Here is a 13194-nt window from a genome sequence, read left to right on the forward strand (position 1 = left end):
CCGCCGAACGCCCCCGGCTCGCGCGAGCCGGGGGATCGTGTCCTGACCGCGGCCGGTTTACAGCACGAAGGCGTCGGCGAGCGAGGACGTGCGTACCGCCGGTGCGGCCTGCTGGCGCTCGTGCTCTTCCATCTGCATCCGGGTGAGCCTGGACACGACGAGCAGGAACAGCGCGGCGGCTACCAGGTTCAGTGCCTGCCCGCAGAGCAGCAGCATCTGCTGGGTATGCAGCCCCTCGAAGGTGTGCTCCGGCCGCAGATACTGCGTGACGAACCAGTAGGACAGGTTTCCGGCGATCCAGAAAGCCCACCACGCGGCCAGCAGGCGCGGCGTACCGAGCTTCTGCCAGCGCGCCGGCGCGCGGGACGCGAGCCAGACTTGCGTCATGGCCCGCATCGGCCGCATCAGGTTCATGAAGGGCACGGCATACCAGCCCACCGCCCAGCCGGGCGAGTCATCCAGGCCCTTGGCCCCGAGTGCGCGAACGTTGCAGGCCACCCGGTAGATCCAGCAACCGGCCCAGGCGTAGCAGGCCAGCATCAGCACCAGTTGCAGGCGGAACAGGTTCAACTGCAGTCGGCCGGCGCTGGCCAGCTCGTCCTGGAGCCCTGTACTGATGCCTGCGTCGATGCCTTGCTGGAGCAGTTGCAGTCCGTGGAACATGACCCCCACGACCGCCAGCGTGAGCAGCACGAAGGCCGCCAGCACCCCGCGCACGCCGTTGCCCAGCATTGCTGGTGATTGGAAAACGTACGGTTGCGCAACATCGTTTGCGGCCGAAACCGCCGCGGTGAAAGGACTGATACGCGACATGACGGCACCCCCTGCCTTTTGCCGACCGGCCATTTGCCGGCGGCCCCATCATGCGCCGGAGGTATGGACAGGGCAAGCGGGGGTGTGCTAGGTGGTGGCGCCTGAGCTAGAGGAGCTCGATCCCGAAGCGCCGCACCGCGAGCGCGAACAGCCCGAAGCACGCCACCGTGATGACCGCGCAGGCGAGCAGCGTGAACCAGAAGCCCAGCCGCGGCAGCAGCCCCGGGAAGACCAGGAACATCGGCAGGGTCGGCAGCACGTACCAGAACGTGTACCAGGCGTGGTTGGCGATCTTCTGCTGCGACTGGTGCTCGAGATAGAGCCACACCAGCGCCAGGAGGGTGACCATGGGCAGCGCACCGAGCAGGCCACCCAGCCGGTCGCTGCGTTTGGCCGCCTCGGACACCAGCACCACCACGGCGGCGGTCACCAGATACTTGGTGATGAGCCAGCCCATCAGCGGCCGGCCCGCAGGTGGCGACCGTAGGCGTGCACCTCGTCGACCAGCACTTTGACGTGGTCGGGTTCGACCTCCGGCGTGATGCCGTGCCCAAGGTTGAACACGTGGCCGGGGTGGTTGCCGTAGTTGTCCAGCACGACGCGTGCTTCGCGGCGGATGACCTCGGGGTTGGAGCGCAGCACGGCCGGATCAAGGTTGCCCTGCAGGGCAACCTTGCCCGCCACCGCACGACGCGCGTCGGCCAGGTCGATGGTCCAGTCCACGCCCAGCGCCGAACAGCCCGAGTCGGCCATCTCGGCCAGGTGCTGGCCGGCGCCCTTGGAGAACAGGATCACCGGCAGCTCGCGCGCACGCGCGTCCGCCTTCAGCGCGGCGACCACCTCGCGCATGTAGCGCAGTGAAAACTCGCGAAACGGCCCGGGGCCGAGCAGGCCACCCCAGGTATCGAAGACCATCAGCGCCTGCGCACCGGCGGCGGCCTGGGCCGAAAGGTAGGCGGCCACCGCACTTGCCAGGGTGGCGAGCAGCCGGTGCGCCAGCGCAGGTTCGTTCCAGCACATCGCCTTGAGCGTGGCGAAGTCGCGCGAGCCGCGGCCTTCGACCATGTAGCAGGCGAGCGTCCACGGGCTGCCGGAGAAGCCGATCAGCGGCACGCGGCCGTCCAGCTCCTTGCGGATGAGCCGCACCGCGTCCATCACGTAGCGCAGCTCGCCGTCCATGTCCGGCACGCCCAGCCTCGCGACGTCCGCCGCGCTGCGCAGGGGGCGCGCGAACTGCGGGCCCTCGCCGTGGGCGAAGGACAGCCCCAGGCCCATCGCATCGGGGATGGTCAGAATGTCGGAGAACAGGATCGCCGCGTCGAGCTCGAAACGCTCCAACGGCTGCAGCGTCACTTCGCAGGCGTACTCGGGGTTCTGCGCCAGGCCCATGAAGCTGCCGGCGCGTTCGCGCGTGGCGCGGTATTCCGGCAGGTAGCGCCCGGCCTGGCGCATCACCCAGATCGGCGTCGTGTCGGTGGGCTCGCGCCGCAGCGCGCGCAGGAAGCGGTCGTTCTTGAGCACAGCGGTCATGTCAGCGTCCGTGCGGGCCGTCCAGGCCCTGGGCGAACATCACGCGGAAGCCGCGCTTCAGCTGCGCATCGCGTGCCTTCTCGAACGCTGCGATGGCTGCGTCACGCTCGAGGAACTGCTCGCGCTTGAGCGTGGCCTTGCCGCCCTGCGTGCCGCTTTCGCGGTACAGCGTCCAGCCGCCGAGCAGATCCTGCTCGAGCACGATCTGCACGTAACGCGGCGCCTCGGCCGAAGCGGGCATGGTTTGCAGGTAAAGGCGCATGGTGTCCGTGATGGTGCGGCGGAGGCGCCGCAAGGAGCCCATTCTAGAGGGCCGCCGTGGTGCTGGCGAGGCACGGCGACAACGCGCCCGATCATCGGCGCAGCACTGCGCGAACAAGATGGAGGAAATGGGCGGCTAGCTCGTCCGTGCCCGGGCCTCTTTGAGCGTGGCGAGCACGGCGTCTTCGTCGACCCCGGCCACGATCTCGGCCCGGCCGATGCCGCGCCACAGGATCAGGCGCAACGTACCGGCGGTGTTCTTCTTGTCCAGCCGCATCAGCGCGAGCAGCTGCTCGGGCTCCAGGCCATCCGGCATCGCGACGGGCAGGCCCAGGCGCTCGAGCAGGCGCAGCAGGCGGCCGGTGTCGTCGGCGTGGCTCATGTCCAGCCGTTCGGAGAGCCGCGCAGCGAGCAGCATGCCGATTGCCACCGCCTCGCCGTGCAGCAAGGCCGTGTAGCGACCGGCGGTTTCCAGCGCGTGGCCGAAGGTATGGCCCAGGTTGAGCAGCGCGCGTTCGCCCTGCTCGGTCTCGTCGCGGGCAACCACGCCGGCCTTGTAGCGCACCTTGCGCGCGATCGTTTCGACGATGGCGGCGCTGCCGCGGGCGGCCAGGGTATCGGCATGCGCTTCGAGCCAGGCAAAGAAGTCCGCATCGCCGATCGCCGCGCCCTTCACCACTTCGGCCAGGCCCGCGCGGTATTCGCGATCGGGCAGGGTGGCAAGGGTATCGATGTCGGCCACCACCGCGCGCGGCTGATGGAAGGCGCCGACCAGGTTCTTCCCGGACGGCAGGTTCACGCCGGTCTTGCCGCCGACCGACGAGTCGACCATCGCCAGTAGCGTGGTCGGCACCTGGATGAAATCGATGCCGCGCATCCAGCAGGCAGCGGCAAAACCTGCCAGGTCGCCGACCACACCCCCACCCAGGGCGATCACGCAGGCGTCGCGGGTGGCGCCGAGCAGGGCGAGCGCTTCCAGTGCGCGGCCGACATTGGCAAAACTCTTGTGCGCCTCGCCATCCTCCAGCAGGAAGCTCGACCACTGCAGCCCCTCCAGGCCTCGCGCCAGCCGCTCCAGGTAGAGCGGTGCCACGGTGGTATTGCTGACCACCAGCGCGTGGCGGCCACGCAGGCGCGCGCGCCAGCGGGCGCCATCGCCGAGCAGGCCACGGCCGATCCACACCGGGTAGCGGCGTTCGCCGAGCGCGACTTCGATGGTCTGGACGTCCGTCTCGTTCATGCGGTTCATGCAGCCTGCTGCCGTTGCCAGTGCTGGTCGAGCAGCGCGAGACAGCGTTCGCTCGCCGGCGCCACGTCTTCGTGTTCGCCAGGTATGCGCAAGTCGGCGATCTCGCGGTAGAGCGGCGCGCGCAGTTGCGCCATGGCCTCGAGTTTGCCGCGGCGGTCTTCGCCGGCGAGCAGGGGGCGCCTAATGTCGCGGGCCAGGCGTTCGAGCTGCTGTTCCACGGTGGTGTCGAGCCACAGCACGAAGCCTCGTTCGGCCAGATGACGCCGGTTGGCCGGGTCGAGCACGGCGCCGGCGCCGGTGGCGAGCAGCACGCCGACGCGCGCGCTGAGCGCATCGAGCAGTGCCGTTTCGCGCTGGCGGAAGCCTGCCTCGCCTTCGATTTCAAACACGCAGCGCACGTCCACGCCGCAGTGGCGCTCGATCTCCTGGTCGAGATCCAGGAACGGCAGGCCATAATGCGCGGCGAGGCGTCGTCCGATCGACGTCTTGCCGGCACCGGTCGGGCCGATCAGGAACAGGTTGCACGAGGGGTTCATGCACGCATGCTAGCAACCACGGGCGAACGCGTCTTGCTGGCCGGTTGCGGCGACGTGGGGTTGCGCGTGGCGCGGTTGCTGTGCGCACAGGGGCACGCCGTGTTCGCCTTGCGGCGGCGGCCACCGGCGTCCGGCGATGGCGGCATCCGGTGGCTGGCCGGCGATCTCGCCTCGCCGGCGACGATGGGCGGCCTGCCCGCAGGCATCACCCGGCTGGTCTACCTGCCGGCGCCGGATGCCCGCGACCGCGCGGCGTACGAGGCGGTGTTCCTTGGCGGCCTGCGCACCGTGCTTGCCGCGCTCGATCGCACGGCTTTGCAGCGTGTGTTGTTCGTTTCCTCCAGCGCGGTCTATGGCGACCATGCCGGCGGCTGGGTCGATGAAGACACGCCAGCCCGTCCGCCCGGTTTCAATGGCGCCGTCTTGCTGGAGGCAGAGCAGTGGCTCGGAGCCCAACCGGTGTCTTCCACAGTGGTGCGGCTCGCCGGCTTGTACGGACCCGGACGGCTGCAACTGATCGAGCGCCTGCGCGCGGGGCAGGTAGCGGTGCCGCGCGGGCGGGTCCATTGGGCCAACCGCATCCACGTCGACGATGCTGCTGCGGCGATTGCCCATCTGCTCACCTCGCCCGATGCCGGTGCGCTGTACCTGGGCGTCGACGACACGCCGCTGCCGCTCGATGTGCTGTACGACCACCTGGCCTCACTGATAGGCGCACCGAGTCCGCCGGGAGGACCGCCGCCAGCCGGCGTCGGCAGCAAGCGCCTGTGCAATGCGCGGTTGCGTGCGAGCGGATTCGTGCCGCGCTGGCCGGACGCGCGCCAGGGTTATGCCGCCTTGCTCGGGACGTAGCGCTTGTCCTTTCCTCCAGGTGGGGAGAGGGCCCTGTGCGGGCCTGGCATAGGGGTGGCGGCGAGGCCTGACGCCTTTGCATCGCCGCCGCCTTTTCCCCATGGCAGGACCGAGTAGAGGCGTCAGGCATGGGCCAGGCCCGTGACGTGGCGGTTGTCGTCGAACTCGACCACGCTGTCGGCCAGCGCGGGCAGGGTGGCCAGAGCGTGGCGGCTGAGGCGCTCGAAGTGGGCGAGGAAGCGCACCATCGCCCCGGCGTCCATCGCCAGCGGCGCGTGCCGCGCAAGCAGGGCTTGTTCCTGCTCGCCGCGCCAGCGACGCACCACGTCCCAGTTCGGCGCCTGCAGCACGATCAGCGCGTCGAGCTTGCGCCACAGCGGCTGGTAGGCGCGCAATTGCTTGTTGACCCAGTGGCGCCAGCGGCAGTCCGGGTCCTCCTCGCGCTCCAGCGCGTTCACCGGCGTTTCCAGCGCTGCCTGCAGCTGCGGACGCAGACCCAACGCCCAGCCCTCCAGAATCACCAGCTTGGGCGGGCGCGTGACCTTCGGCCAGCGCGAAGGTGGGATGCGGGTGTCGCGGCCTTTGTCGAAGCGCGGCCAGGTCACCGGCAATTTTTCCGACGCCTGCGGCAGCGCCGCTAGCACCGAAAGCAACAGTTCGATCTCGTGCGTCCCGGGCACGCCACGCGTGCGCAACAGCGGATGCACCTCGCGTGCGAGCGCTTCGCGTTCGCTGCGCGGGTAGTAGAAGTCGTCCAGCGTGAGCACGTCGGTGGGCCAGCCACGCGCCTCGGCCTCCGCCTTCATCACCCGCGCTAGCGTGCTCTTGCCGCTGCCCTGCAGGCCGGACAGGCCCAGGATGTAGGGGCGGCGTGAACGCGCGACGCGCCCGGCGTAATGGTCGAGCAGATGGCCGGCGAGGGCGACATTCTGCGTGCTAGCATCGTTGGTCATCCGCGCATGATGGCGCGGCGCCGCCACGATGCAAGAGTCATGCTCAAACGCGAGATCCTGGACACCTTCCTCGGCCTGCTGGACGAGGCCACCTCCGGCGGCGACCCCGAACCCACCGCGATGAACCTGGCCACCGCCGACGCGGCCGGCCGGGTGAGCTCGCGCATTGTCTTGCTGAAAGGAGCCGACGAACGCGGCTTCCGCTTCCACACCAACTACGAAAGCGACAAGGGCGTGCAGCTCGACGCGCATCCCCAGGTGGCGCTCAACTTCCACTGGAAACAGTTGCGCCAGGGCGTGCAGGTGCGCGTGGAGGGCGTGGCGCGCAAGCTGCTCGCCGAAGAGTCGGATGCCTACTTCGCCAGCCGCGCGCGCGGCAGCCAGATCGGTGCCTGGGCCTCGCTGCAGTCGCAGACACTGCCGGACCGCGAGACCTTCGAGCAACGCGTGGCACGCTGCGAGAAGGAGTTCGAAGGCCGTGACGTGCCGCGCCCGCCCCACTGGGGCGGTTTCGTGGTGGAGCCGGACATGGTCGAGTTCTGGTACGGCGCCCAGTTCCGCCTGCACGAACGCGTACGCTGGAGCCGCCACGGCCAGACCTGGACCAGCCGGCTGCTCTACCCGTGAGCCACGCCCAGCCCGCGCCGCACGTCGTGCAGAGCGGCTTTGCCGTGCACACGCGCGGCCGTGGTTTCTGCGATATCACCGGCAAGGTGGCCGAGGCGATCCTCGCCAGCCACGTGCAGACCGGCATCGCCAACGTCTTCACCCTGCATACCAGCTGCTCGCTGCTGATCTGCGAAGACGCCGATCCGACCGTGCGCGCCGACCTGGAGCGCTGGTTCGCCCGCGCCGTGCCCGACGGAGACAACCTGTTCGAACACGATGCCGAGGGCCCGGATGACATGCCCGCGCACGTGCGCTCGATCCTCACCGGCGTCAGCCTCACCGTGCCGGTGCACGGCGGCAAGCCGCAGCTTGGCACCTGGCAGGGCATCTATCTGTGGGAGCACCGCCGCGAGCCGCACCAGCGCAAGGTCACGGTGACCGTGCTGGGCCACTGATGGACGGGTTTCCGCAACGCATCGTCTGCCTGACCGAAGAGCCGACCGAGGTGCTCTATGCGCTGGGCGAGCAAGGTCGCATCGTCGGTATTTCCGGTTTCACCGTGCGGCCGCCGCGGGCACGCAAGGAGAAGCCGAAGGTGTCGGCGTTCACCAGCGCGAAGATCGGCGAGATCCTCAAGCTCGAACCGGACCTGGCGATCGGCTTCTCCGACATCCAGGCCGACATCGCGCGCGAGCTGATCAAGGCGGGCGTGGAAGTGTGGATCAGCAACCACCGCAGCGTGGATGGCATCCTGGCTTATATCCGGCGGCTGGGTGCGATGGTCGGCGCGCACGACAAGGCCGAAGCCTATGCGCAGCGGGCGGAGGCGCACATTGCGCAGATCCGTGCCGCTGCATCGGCGTTGGCCAGGCGGCCGAGGGTCTACTTCGAGGAGTGGGACGAACCGATCATCACCGGCATCCGCTGGGTCGCCGAGCTGATCGGCATCGCCGGCGGCCAGGATGCGTTTCCCGAGCTGGCGCGCGAGCCGCTGGCGAGGCAGCGCATCCTGGCTGATGGCGGCGAGGTGGTGCGCCGGGCGCCGGACATCATCCTGGGTTCCTGGTGCGGCAAGCGCTTCCGGCCGGAGAAGGTGGCGGCGCGCCCCGGCTGGGAAGCGATACCCGCGGTCCGCGATGGCGCGGTATACGAGGTCAAGTCGCCGATCATCCTGCAGCCGGGGCCGGCGGCGCTGTTCGATGGCCTGGCCGAAATACACCGGATCATCGCTGCGTGGGCTGCCCAACGTTGATCCTCTCCGGGCCTTCGGAAACGCCGCAGACAAGCAAGGCGATCACGCGCGCTCCTGCAAGGGACGCGGCTAGAAACCGCGTGCCAGGTGCTCGCCCCAGTCGAACAGCGGTGCCGCGATGAGGATGCGGGCGAGCAGCAGGATGATCATCACCACGGCCGGAGAGAAGTCGAGCATGCCCACCACCAGCTTGCCGCGCAGCGGCCGCAGCAGCGGATCGACGATGGCCTCGACCAGGCCCATCACCGGATGGTACGGACTGACCTGGAACATGCTGAGCAGCGACCAGCCGAACACCAGCACCAGATAGAAGACCAGTACGAAATCGAGCAGGTCGGCCAGCGCCAGCACGAGCAGACCTGCTACGTGCGGCATCGTACCGAGAAGCGCGAACAGCACCAGCCGTTTGACCAGCATCACCAGATAGCAGACCAGCAGCGCGGCCAGGTTGATCCGCCGCCAATTGGGCAGCACGCGGCGCACGGGTGCCAGTACCGGGTTGGTATAGCGATAGACGAACTGGCTTACCGGGTTGCGGAAATCGGCGCGTCCGGCTTCGGCCAGCAGCCGCAGTACGAACAGGGTAGCGAGCAGGTCGAAGGCGATTTCCAGCAGCAGTGAAAACGCGTTGAGGAGGTAGATCACGGGCGTGGCTCCTTGGCGTCCAGTTCGGCCGCCAGTTCGGCGCCGCGGCGGGTGGCGGCGCCGATGGCGTTGGCAGCGATGCGCGCCAGGCCGTCGGCGGCGAAGCTTTCCAGTGCGGCCTGGGTGGTACCGTTGGGCGAGGTGACCCGGCGGCGCAACTCGCCTGGCGCTTCGCCGCTTTCGGCCAGCATGCGTCCGGCGCCAAGGCAGGTCTGCGCGGCCAGTGCGCGAGCCGTTTCGCGCGGCAGGCCTTGCGCGACGGCGGCGTCTTCGAGGGCTTCGACGAGCGCGAAGAAATAGGCCGGGCCGGAGCCCGACAGCGCGGTGACCGTGTCCATCAGCGCTTCGTCGCCGATCCAGCGGGTCAGGCCCACCGCATCGAGAATGTGCTGTGCCTGGGCTTTCTGGGGCGGGCTGACGCGCGCGTTGGCGCACAGGCCCGTGGCACCGGCGCCGATCAGCGCCGGCGTGTTGGGCATGCAGCGCACGATCGGCAGGTGGCTGCCGAACCAGCGCTCGAGCTGGTCCAGGCGCACGCCGGCGGCAATCGAGACCAGCATGGGGCGCTGGCGCTGCAGCAGGTCGCGCAGCTCGGCCTTGAGCGCCGGCATCACTTGCGGCTTGACCGCCAGCAGCAGGATGTCGGCGTCCTCGGCAGCCAGCCGGTTTTCGGCGAAGGTGGCCACGCCGAACTCGCGGCCCAGCGCCTCGCGCGCCTGCGCCTGCGGCTCGGCCACGCGGATGGACGAGGCCGCGGCGCCGGTCTTGAGCAGGCCGCCGATCAGGCTGCGCGCCATGTTGCCACCGCCGATGAAGGCAAGTCGTGTCATGCCGGTCCTAAGTCGGGTTGCGTGGGGCCGATACCTTAACCCGAAGCGTCCGGCTGGCGGGTGGATGTTGCGTTGGCGGTCGCCGCAGGCCTCGGGACCACCCCTGCGCAACCCTCGGGCGCGGGTCGCAGTTTCGCCGCCCGCCGGCCCTTGCCTACTGGCCCCGCAGCCATTGGCGCGAGTAGTATCGGCTCGCTGCCAAGGGGGATGTCGATGGCCGGTTCCAAGGCGATGGGGTGCGCGCGAGGGCGCCACGCCCGGGCGGTTCCCTGCGCAGCGCCGCTTCTACCATCCAGACGAACGTTTTAAGGGGAAACGCCCGATGGACATCGCCGAACTGTTGGCCTTTTCGGTCAAGAACAAGGCCTCGGACCTGCATCTGTCGGCCGGCCTGCCGCCGATGATCCGCGTGGACGGCGACGTGCGTCGCATCAACATCCCCGCGCTGGAGCACAAGCAGGTCCATTCGCTGATCTACGACATCATGTCGGACAAGCAGCGGCGCGATTACGAGGAGTTCTTCGAGACCGATTTTTCGTTCGAGATTCCGGGCCTGGCGCGCTTCCGCGTCAACGCGTTCAACCAGAACCGCGGCGCAGGCGCGGTGTTCCGTACGATTCCCTCCGAAGTGCTGACACTGGAAGACCTGGGCGCGCCGCGCATCTTCCGCGAGCTGATCGAGCAGCCGCAGGGGCTGATCCTGGTCACCGGCCCGACCGGTTCGGGCAAGTCCACCACGCTGGCGGCGATGGTCGACCACATCAACAAGAATGAGTACGGGCACATGCTCACGGTCGAGGATCCGATCGAGTTCGTGCACACCTCGCAGAAGTGCCTGGTCAACCAGCGCGAGGTACATCGCGACACGCACGGCTTCAACGAAGCGCTGCGCTCGGCGCTGCGCGAGGATCCGGACTTCATCCTGGTCGGCGAATTGCGCGACCTGGAGACCATCCGCCTGGCGCTGACCGCCGCGGAAACCGGCCACCTGGTATTCGGCACCCTGCATACCAGCTCGGCCGCCAAGACCATCGACCGCATCATCGACGTGTTCCCCGCCGGCGAGAAGCCGATGGTGCGCTCGATGCTGTCCGAGTCGCTGCGTGCGGTGATCTCGCAGACGCTGCTGAAGAAGGTCGGCGGCGGCCGCATCGCGGCCCACGAGATCATGGTCGGCATCCCGGCCATCCGCAACCTGATCCGCGAGGACAAGGTGGCGCAGATGTATTCCTCGATCCAGACCGGCCAGCAGTACGGCATGCAGACGCTGGACCAGAACCTGCAGGACCTGGTCAAGCGCGGCCTGATCGCGCGGCAGGAGGCGATCGGGTATGCCAAGAACAAGGACATTTTCAAGTAAGAAGCGGCCCGCAGCCGCCCCCGTGCTTCACTTCCAGCGCGTCGCGTCTCCCGGAGGAGACCACCATGAGCGATTTCGATTTCACCTCCTTCCTCAAGCTGATGGTGCACAAGAAGGCATCGGACCTGTTCATCACCGCAGGCGTGGCGCCGTCGATGAAGCTGCAGGGGCGCATCGTGCCGATCACGCAGAGCCCGCTGTCGGTGCAGCAGGCGCGCGACATGGTGCTCAACGTGATGACGCCGGCGCAGCGCGAGGAGTTCGAAAAGACCCACGAGTGCCAGTTCGCGATCTCCGCGCAGGGCGTGGGGCGTTTCCGCGTGTCGTGCTTCTACCAGCGCAACTGCGTGGGCATGGTGCTGCGCCGGATCGAATCGAAGATTCCCACTTTCGAGGAGCTCACGCTGCCGCCGGTGCTCAAGACGCTGTCGATGACCAAGCGCGGCATCATCATCTTCGTCGGCGCGACCGGTTCGGGTAAGTCGACCTCGCTCGCCGCCATGGTCGGCTACCGCAACCAGAATTCGACCGGGCACATCATCACGATCGAAGACCCGATCGAATACGTGCACAAGCACGAGGGCTGCATCATCACCCAGCGCGAGCTCGGCATCGACACCGACAGCTGGGACAACGCTTTGAAGAACACGCTGCGCCAGGCGCCGGACGTGATCCTGATCGGCGAGGTGCGTACGCGCGAGACGATGGAGTACGCGATCAACTTCTCCGAGACCGGCCACCTGTGCCTGTGCACGCTGCACGCGAACAACGCCAACCAGGCGATCGACCGCATCCTGCACTTCTTCCCGGAAGACCGGCGCCAACAGCTGTTCATGGACCTGTCGCTGAACCTCAAAGGCATCGTGGCGCAGCAGCTCATCCCCACGCCCGACGGCAAGGCGCGCCGCGCCGCCGTGGAGATATTGCTGGGCACGCCGCTGGTGCAGGACTACATCCGCCAGGGCGAGATCCACAAGATCAAGGAGGTGATGAAGGAGTCGGTCAACCTCGGCATGCGCACCTTCGACCAGAGCCTGGTCGAGCTCTACCATGCCGGCGAGATCAGCTACGAGGACGCGCTGCGCCACGCCGACAGTTCCAATGAGGTGCGCCTGCGCATCAAGCTGGCCCAGGGCGGCGACGCGCACACCCTGTCGCAGGGCCTGGAAGGCGTAGAGTTGGAGGACACCCGCGACAACAACCAGTTCGGCGGCGGCATGCTGCGCCGCTAGCGGCGCTCTCCAGGGCTTCAAACGAAAGAGGGAGCCGCGAGGCTCCCTTCTTCGTTTGCCTGTCGACCAGGATTACATGCCCGAGGTCGAGCTTGACGCCGGCTCGGTGGTCGTGGTCGTCGTCGTGGTGCTCTTGGTGGTCTTGGGCGTGACTGTGAGGCCGGTCGCATCGACGCTCTTGACGCCCTTGACCTTGCGCGCCATGTGGATCGCGCGACTCTTTTCCTTGCTGCTCGCCACGCTGCCGGTCAGCGTCACCTTGCCGTCGCTCGTATCGACCGAAATGTCGGTGGCATGGATGTGCCTGGCGGTCGCGAACTCCGACTTCACCTTGGTGGTGATCCAGGCATCGTCGACCTTGCCCGGCACCGTCTGGTTGCTGGACTCGGTGCTGGACTGCGCGCCGGTGTCCTGTGCGAAGGCCTGCGCGAACGGCACGGCGGCGAGCGCAGCCGTGAGGCTTGCGGCGATCAGGGCATGACGGAACGCGGATGAAGTACGCATGGGACTCTCCTTCGAGTGACTGTCGCAAGACAGGCGATGCGTGGCGCATCGGCGCGACCATGGCAACAGGGCATCCGTGAATGGCGTGTGCGTCCGCCCGGCTGTGTTCAGTGGCAATTACGGTTGTGAACGGCTGGCTGAAATGGACGTTGCGAGGGTGCGAAAGCACCGTGATCCATCCGTTCAACCCGCCTCGCCCTGCGCGGGGAGCAGCCAAAAAAAGGTTCATCGCGGAATGCCGGGGAAGGCGGCACGGATCTTCAGGAAGAAATAGTCCTGATCCCGGTAGCCGTAGGCCCGGCGCTTGATGACCTTGATCGTGTTGTTGATGCCTTCGACGACACTGGTGTTGAGCGGGTACCGGCATCGGGAAAGGATGCCGTGCAGATAGGCCTTGAGCCGTTGCGCGAACAGCGCCAGCGCGGCGATGCCGCTGCTCATGGCCTGTTCGAGCCAGTGTTCCCATGCTTGCTTGGCCCAGCCCGGCCGACGGTAAAACCACAGCCGTTTCAGCTCGTCCCGCATGAGATAGGCGGTGAGCAGGGGTTGGTTGGCCTGCAGCAACTCT

Annotated in this window: 17 protein-coding genes; 6 read left to right on the forward strand and 11 right to left on the reverse strand. The window is 67.9% G+C overall.

Going from position 1 to position 13194, the window contains the following annotated elements; genetic code table 11:
* Positions 1-57: 57 nt before the first annotated feature.
* The 6 genes from BMZ38_RS17035 to BMZ38_RS17060 all read right to left on the reverse strand — a co-directional run bounded on the left by BMZ38_RS17035 (position 58) and on the right by BMZ38_RS17060 (position 4389).
* A complete protein-coding gene (locus BMZ38_RS17035; RefSeq protein WP_175483824.1) occupies positions 58-732 on the reverse strand; it encodes a DUF4328 domain-containing protein in 675 nt (224 codons plus the stop codon).
* 187 nt (positions 733-919) lie between these two features.
* Positions 920-1270, reverse strand: a complete 351-nt coding sequence (locus BMZ38_RS17040; RefSeq protein WP_091340598.1) for a DUF3147 family protein — start codon at positions 1268-1270, stop codon at positions 920-922.
* A complete protein-coding gene (gene hemE, locus BMZ38_RS17045) occupies positions 1270-2343 on the reverse strand; it encodes a uroporphyrinogen decarboxylase (RefSeq protein WP_091340599.1) in 1074 nt (357 codons plus the stop codon). The genes BMZ38_RS17040 and hemE overlap by 1 nt, the downstream gene beginning before the upstream one ends.
* Before the next feature lies 1 nt (position 2344).
* A complete protein-coding gene (locus BMZ38_RS17050; RefSeq protein ID WP_091340633.1) occupies positions 2345-2605 on the reverse strand; it encodes a WGR domain-containing protein in 261 nt (86 codons plus the stop codon).
* Between the two features lie 135 nt (positions 2606-2740).
* On the reverse strand, positions 2741-3844 hold the full coding sequence (gene aroB / locus BMZ38_RS17055) for a 3-dehydroquinate synthase (protein ID WP_091340636.1): 1104 nt from the start codon (positions 3842-3844) through the stop codon (positions 2741-2743).
* A 5-nt stretch (positions 3845-3849) separates the two neighbouring features.
* The gene (locus BMZ38_RS17060; protein WP_091340602.1) at positions 3850-4389 is read right to left on the reverse strand and encodes a shikimate kinase; all 540 of its coding nucleotides are present in this window, start codon (positions 4387-4389) and stop codon (positions 3850-3852) included.
* A 6-nt stretch (positions 4390-4395) separates the two neighbouring features.
* Between BMZ38_RS17060 and BMZ38_RS17065 the strand changes: the two genes are divergently transcribed.
* Positions 4396-5241, forward strand: coding sequence for an NAD-dependent epimerase/dehydratase family protein (locus BMZ38_RS17065; RefSeq protein WP_091340604.1), 846 nt, complete (start codon positions 4396-4398; stop codon positions 5239-5241).
* 122 nt (positions 5242-5363) lie between these two features.
* Here the strand turns inward: BMZ38_RS17065 and BMZ38_RS17070 are convergent, their stop codons facing one another.
* A complete protein-coding gene (locus BMZ38_RS17070; RefSeq protein WP_091340639.1) occupies positions 5364-6194 on the reverse strand; it encodes a kinase in 831 nt (276 codons plus the stop codon).
* Between the two features lie 39 nt (positions 6195-6233).
* On the opposite strand from BMZ38_RS17070, the gene pdxH reads away from it, so the two are divergent.
* The 3 genes from pdxH to BMZ38_RS17085 are packed head-to-tail and all read left to right on the forward strand — an operon-like array spanning position 6234 to position 8055.
* Complete coding sequence (pdxH, locus tag BMZ38_RS17075) at positions 6234-6821, forward strand: pyridoxamine 5'-phosphate oxidase (protein ID WP_091340607.1); 588 nt, start codon at positions 6234-6236, stop codon at positions 6819-6821.
* The gene (locus tag BMZ38_RS17080) at positions 6818-7258 is read left to right on the forward strand and encodes a secondary thiamine-phosphate synthase enzyme YjbQ (RefSeq protein WP_091340609.1); all 441 of its coding nucleotides are present in this window, start codon (positions 6818-6820) and stop codon (positions 7256-7258) included. The genes pdxH and BMZ38_RS17080 overlap by 4 nt, the downstream gene beginning before the upstream one ends.
* Positions 7258-8055, forward strand: coding sequence for an ABC transporter substrate-binding protein (locus BMZ38_RS17085; protein ID WP_091340612.1), 798 nt, complete (start codon positions 7258-7260; stop codon positions 8053-8055). The genes BMZ38_RS17080 and BMZ38_RS17085 overlap by 1 nt, the downstream gene beginning before the upstream one ends.
* 69 nt (positions 8056-8124) lie before the next feature.
* Here BMZ38_RS17085 and BMZ38_RS17090 read toward each other — a convergent pair whose 3' ends face one another.
* Both BMZ38_RS17090 and proC read right to left on the reverse strand, forming a co-directional pair.
* On the reverse strand, positions 8125-8700 hold the full coding sequence (locus BMZ38_RS17090) for a YggT family protein (RefSeq protein ID WP_091340615.1): 576 nt from the start codon (positions 8698-8700) through the stop codon (positions 8125-8127).
* On the reverse strand, positions 8697-9530 hold the full coding sequence (proC, locus tag BMZ38_RS17095) for a pyrroline-5-carboxylate reductase (RefSeq protein WP_091340617.1): 834 nt from the start codon (positions 9528-9530) through the stop codon (positions 8697-8699). The genes BMZ38_RS17090 and proC overlap by 4 nt, the downstream gene beginning before the upstream one ends.
* 322 nt (positions 9531-9852) lie before the next feature.
* Here proC and BMZ38_RS17100 point away from each other — a divergent pair, with 322 nt between their 5' ends.
* Both BMZ38_RS17100 and BMZ38_RS17105 read left to right on the forward strand, forming a co-directional pair.
* Positions 9853-10890, forward strand: coding sequence for a type IV pilus twitching motility protein PilT (locus tag BMZ38_RS17100; protein WP_091340620.1), 1038 nt, complete (start codon positions 9853-9855; stop codon positions 10888-10890).
* A 65-nt stretch (positions 10891-10955) separates the two neighbouring features.
* Positions 10956-12122, forward strand: coding sequence for a PilT/PilU family type 4a pilus ATPase (locus tag BMZ38_RS17105; RefSeq protein ID WP_091340622.1), 1167 nt, complete (start codon positions 10956-10958; stop codon positions 12120-12122).
* Positions 12123-12194: 72 nt separating this feature from the next.
* Here the strand turns inward: BMZ38_RS17105 and BMZ38_RS17110 are convergent, their stop codons facing one another.
* Positions 12195-12626 (reverse strand): BON domain-containing protein, encoded by a 432-nt coding sequence (locus tag BMZ38_RS17110; RefSeq protein WP_091340625.1) that lies wholly within the window; start codon positions 12624-12626, stop codon positions 12195-12197.
* Positions 12627-12851: 225 nt separating this feature from the next.
* The coding region (locus tag BMZ38_RS17115; protein WP_139202354.1) for a transposase at positions 12852-13194 on the reverse strand (343 nt) is incomplete at its 5' end.

This window comes from Frateuria terrea (assembly GCF_900115705.1).
Lineage (GTDB): Bacteria > Pseudomonadota > Gammaproteobacteria > Xanthomonadales > Rhodanobacteraceae > Frateuria_A > Frateuria_A terrea.

Bases quoted from the DNA above. Each gene is read 5' to 3' on its own strand.
- BMZ38_RS17070 (WP_091340639.1), bottom strand. From the start codon at position 6,194: ATGACCAACGATGCTAGCACGCAGAATGTCGCCCTCGCCGGCCATCTG.
- BMZ38_RS17100 (WP_091340620.1), top strand. From the start codon at position 9,853: ATGGACATCGCCGAACTGTTGGCCTTTTCGGTCAAGAACAAGGCCTCG.
- proC (WP_091340617.1), bottom strand. From the start codon at position 9,530: ATGACACGACTTGCCTTCATCGGCGGTGGCAACATGGCGCGCAGCCTG.
- BMZ38_RS17060 (WP_091340602.1), bottom strand. From the start codon at position 4,389: ATGAACCCCTCGTGCAACCTGTTCCTGATCGGCCCGACCGGTGCCGGC.
- BMZ38_RS17050 (WP_091340633.1), bottom strand. From the start codon at position 2,605: ATGCGCCTTTACCTGCAAACCATGCCCGCTTCGGCCGAGGCGCCGCGT.
- BMZ38_RS17085 (WP_091340612.1), top strand. From the start codon at position 7,258: ATGGACGGGTTTCCGCAACGCATCGTCTGCCTGACCGAAGAGCCGACC.
- pdxH (WP_091340607.1), top strand. From the start codon at position 6,234: ATGCTCAAACGCGAGATCCTGGACACCTTCCTCGGCCTGCTGGACGAG.
- BMZ38_RS17110 (WP_091340625.1), bottom strand. From the start codon at position 12,626: ATGCGTACTTCATCCGCGTTCCGTCATGCCCTGATCGCCGCAAGCCTC.
- BMZ38_RS17065 (WP_091340604.1), top strand. From the start codon at position 4,396: ATGCTAGCAACCACGGGCGAACGCGTCTTGCTGGCCGGTTGCGGCGAC.
- BMZ38_RS17035 (WP_175483824.1), bottom strand. From the start codon at position 732: ATGCTGGGCAACGGCGTGCGCGGGGTGCTGGCGGCCTTCGTGCTGCTC.
- BMZ38_RS17040 (WP_091340598.1), bottom strand. From the start codon at position 1,270: ATGGGCTGGCTCATCACCAAGTATCTGGTGACCGCCGCCGTGGTGGTG.
- BMZ38_RS17105 (WP_091340622.1), top strand. From the start codon at position 10,956: ATGAGCGATTTCGATTTCACCTCCTTCCTCAAGCTGATGGTGCACAAG.
- aroB (WP_091340636.1), bottom strand. From the start codon at position 3,844: ATGAACGAGACGGACGTCCAGACCATCGAAGTCGCGCTCGGCGAACGC.
- hemE (WP_091340599.1), bottom strand. From the start codon at position 2,343: ATGACCGCTGTGCTCAAGAACGACCGCTTCCTGCGCGCGCTGCGGCGC.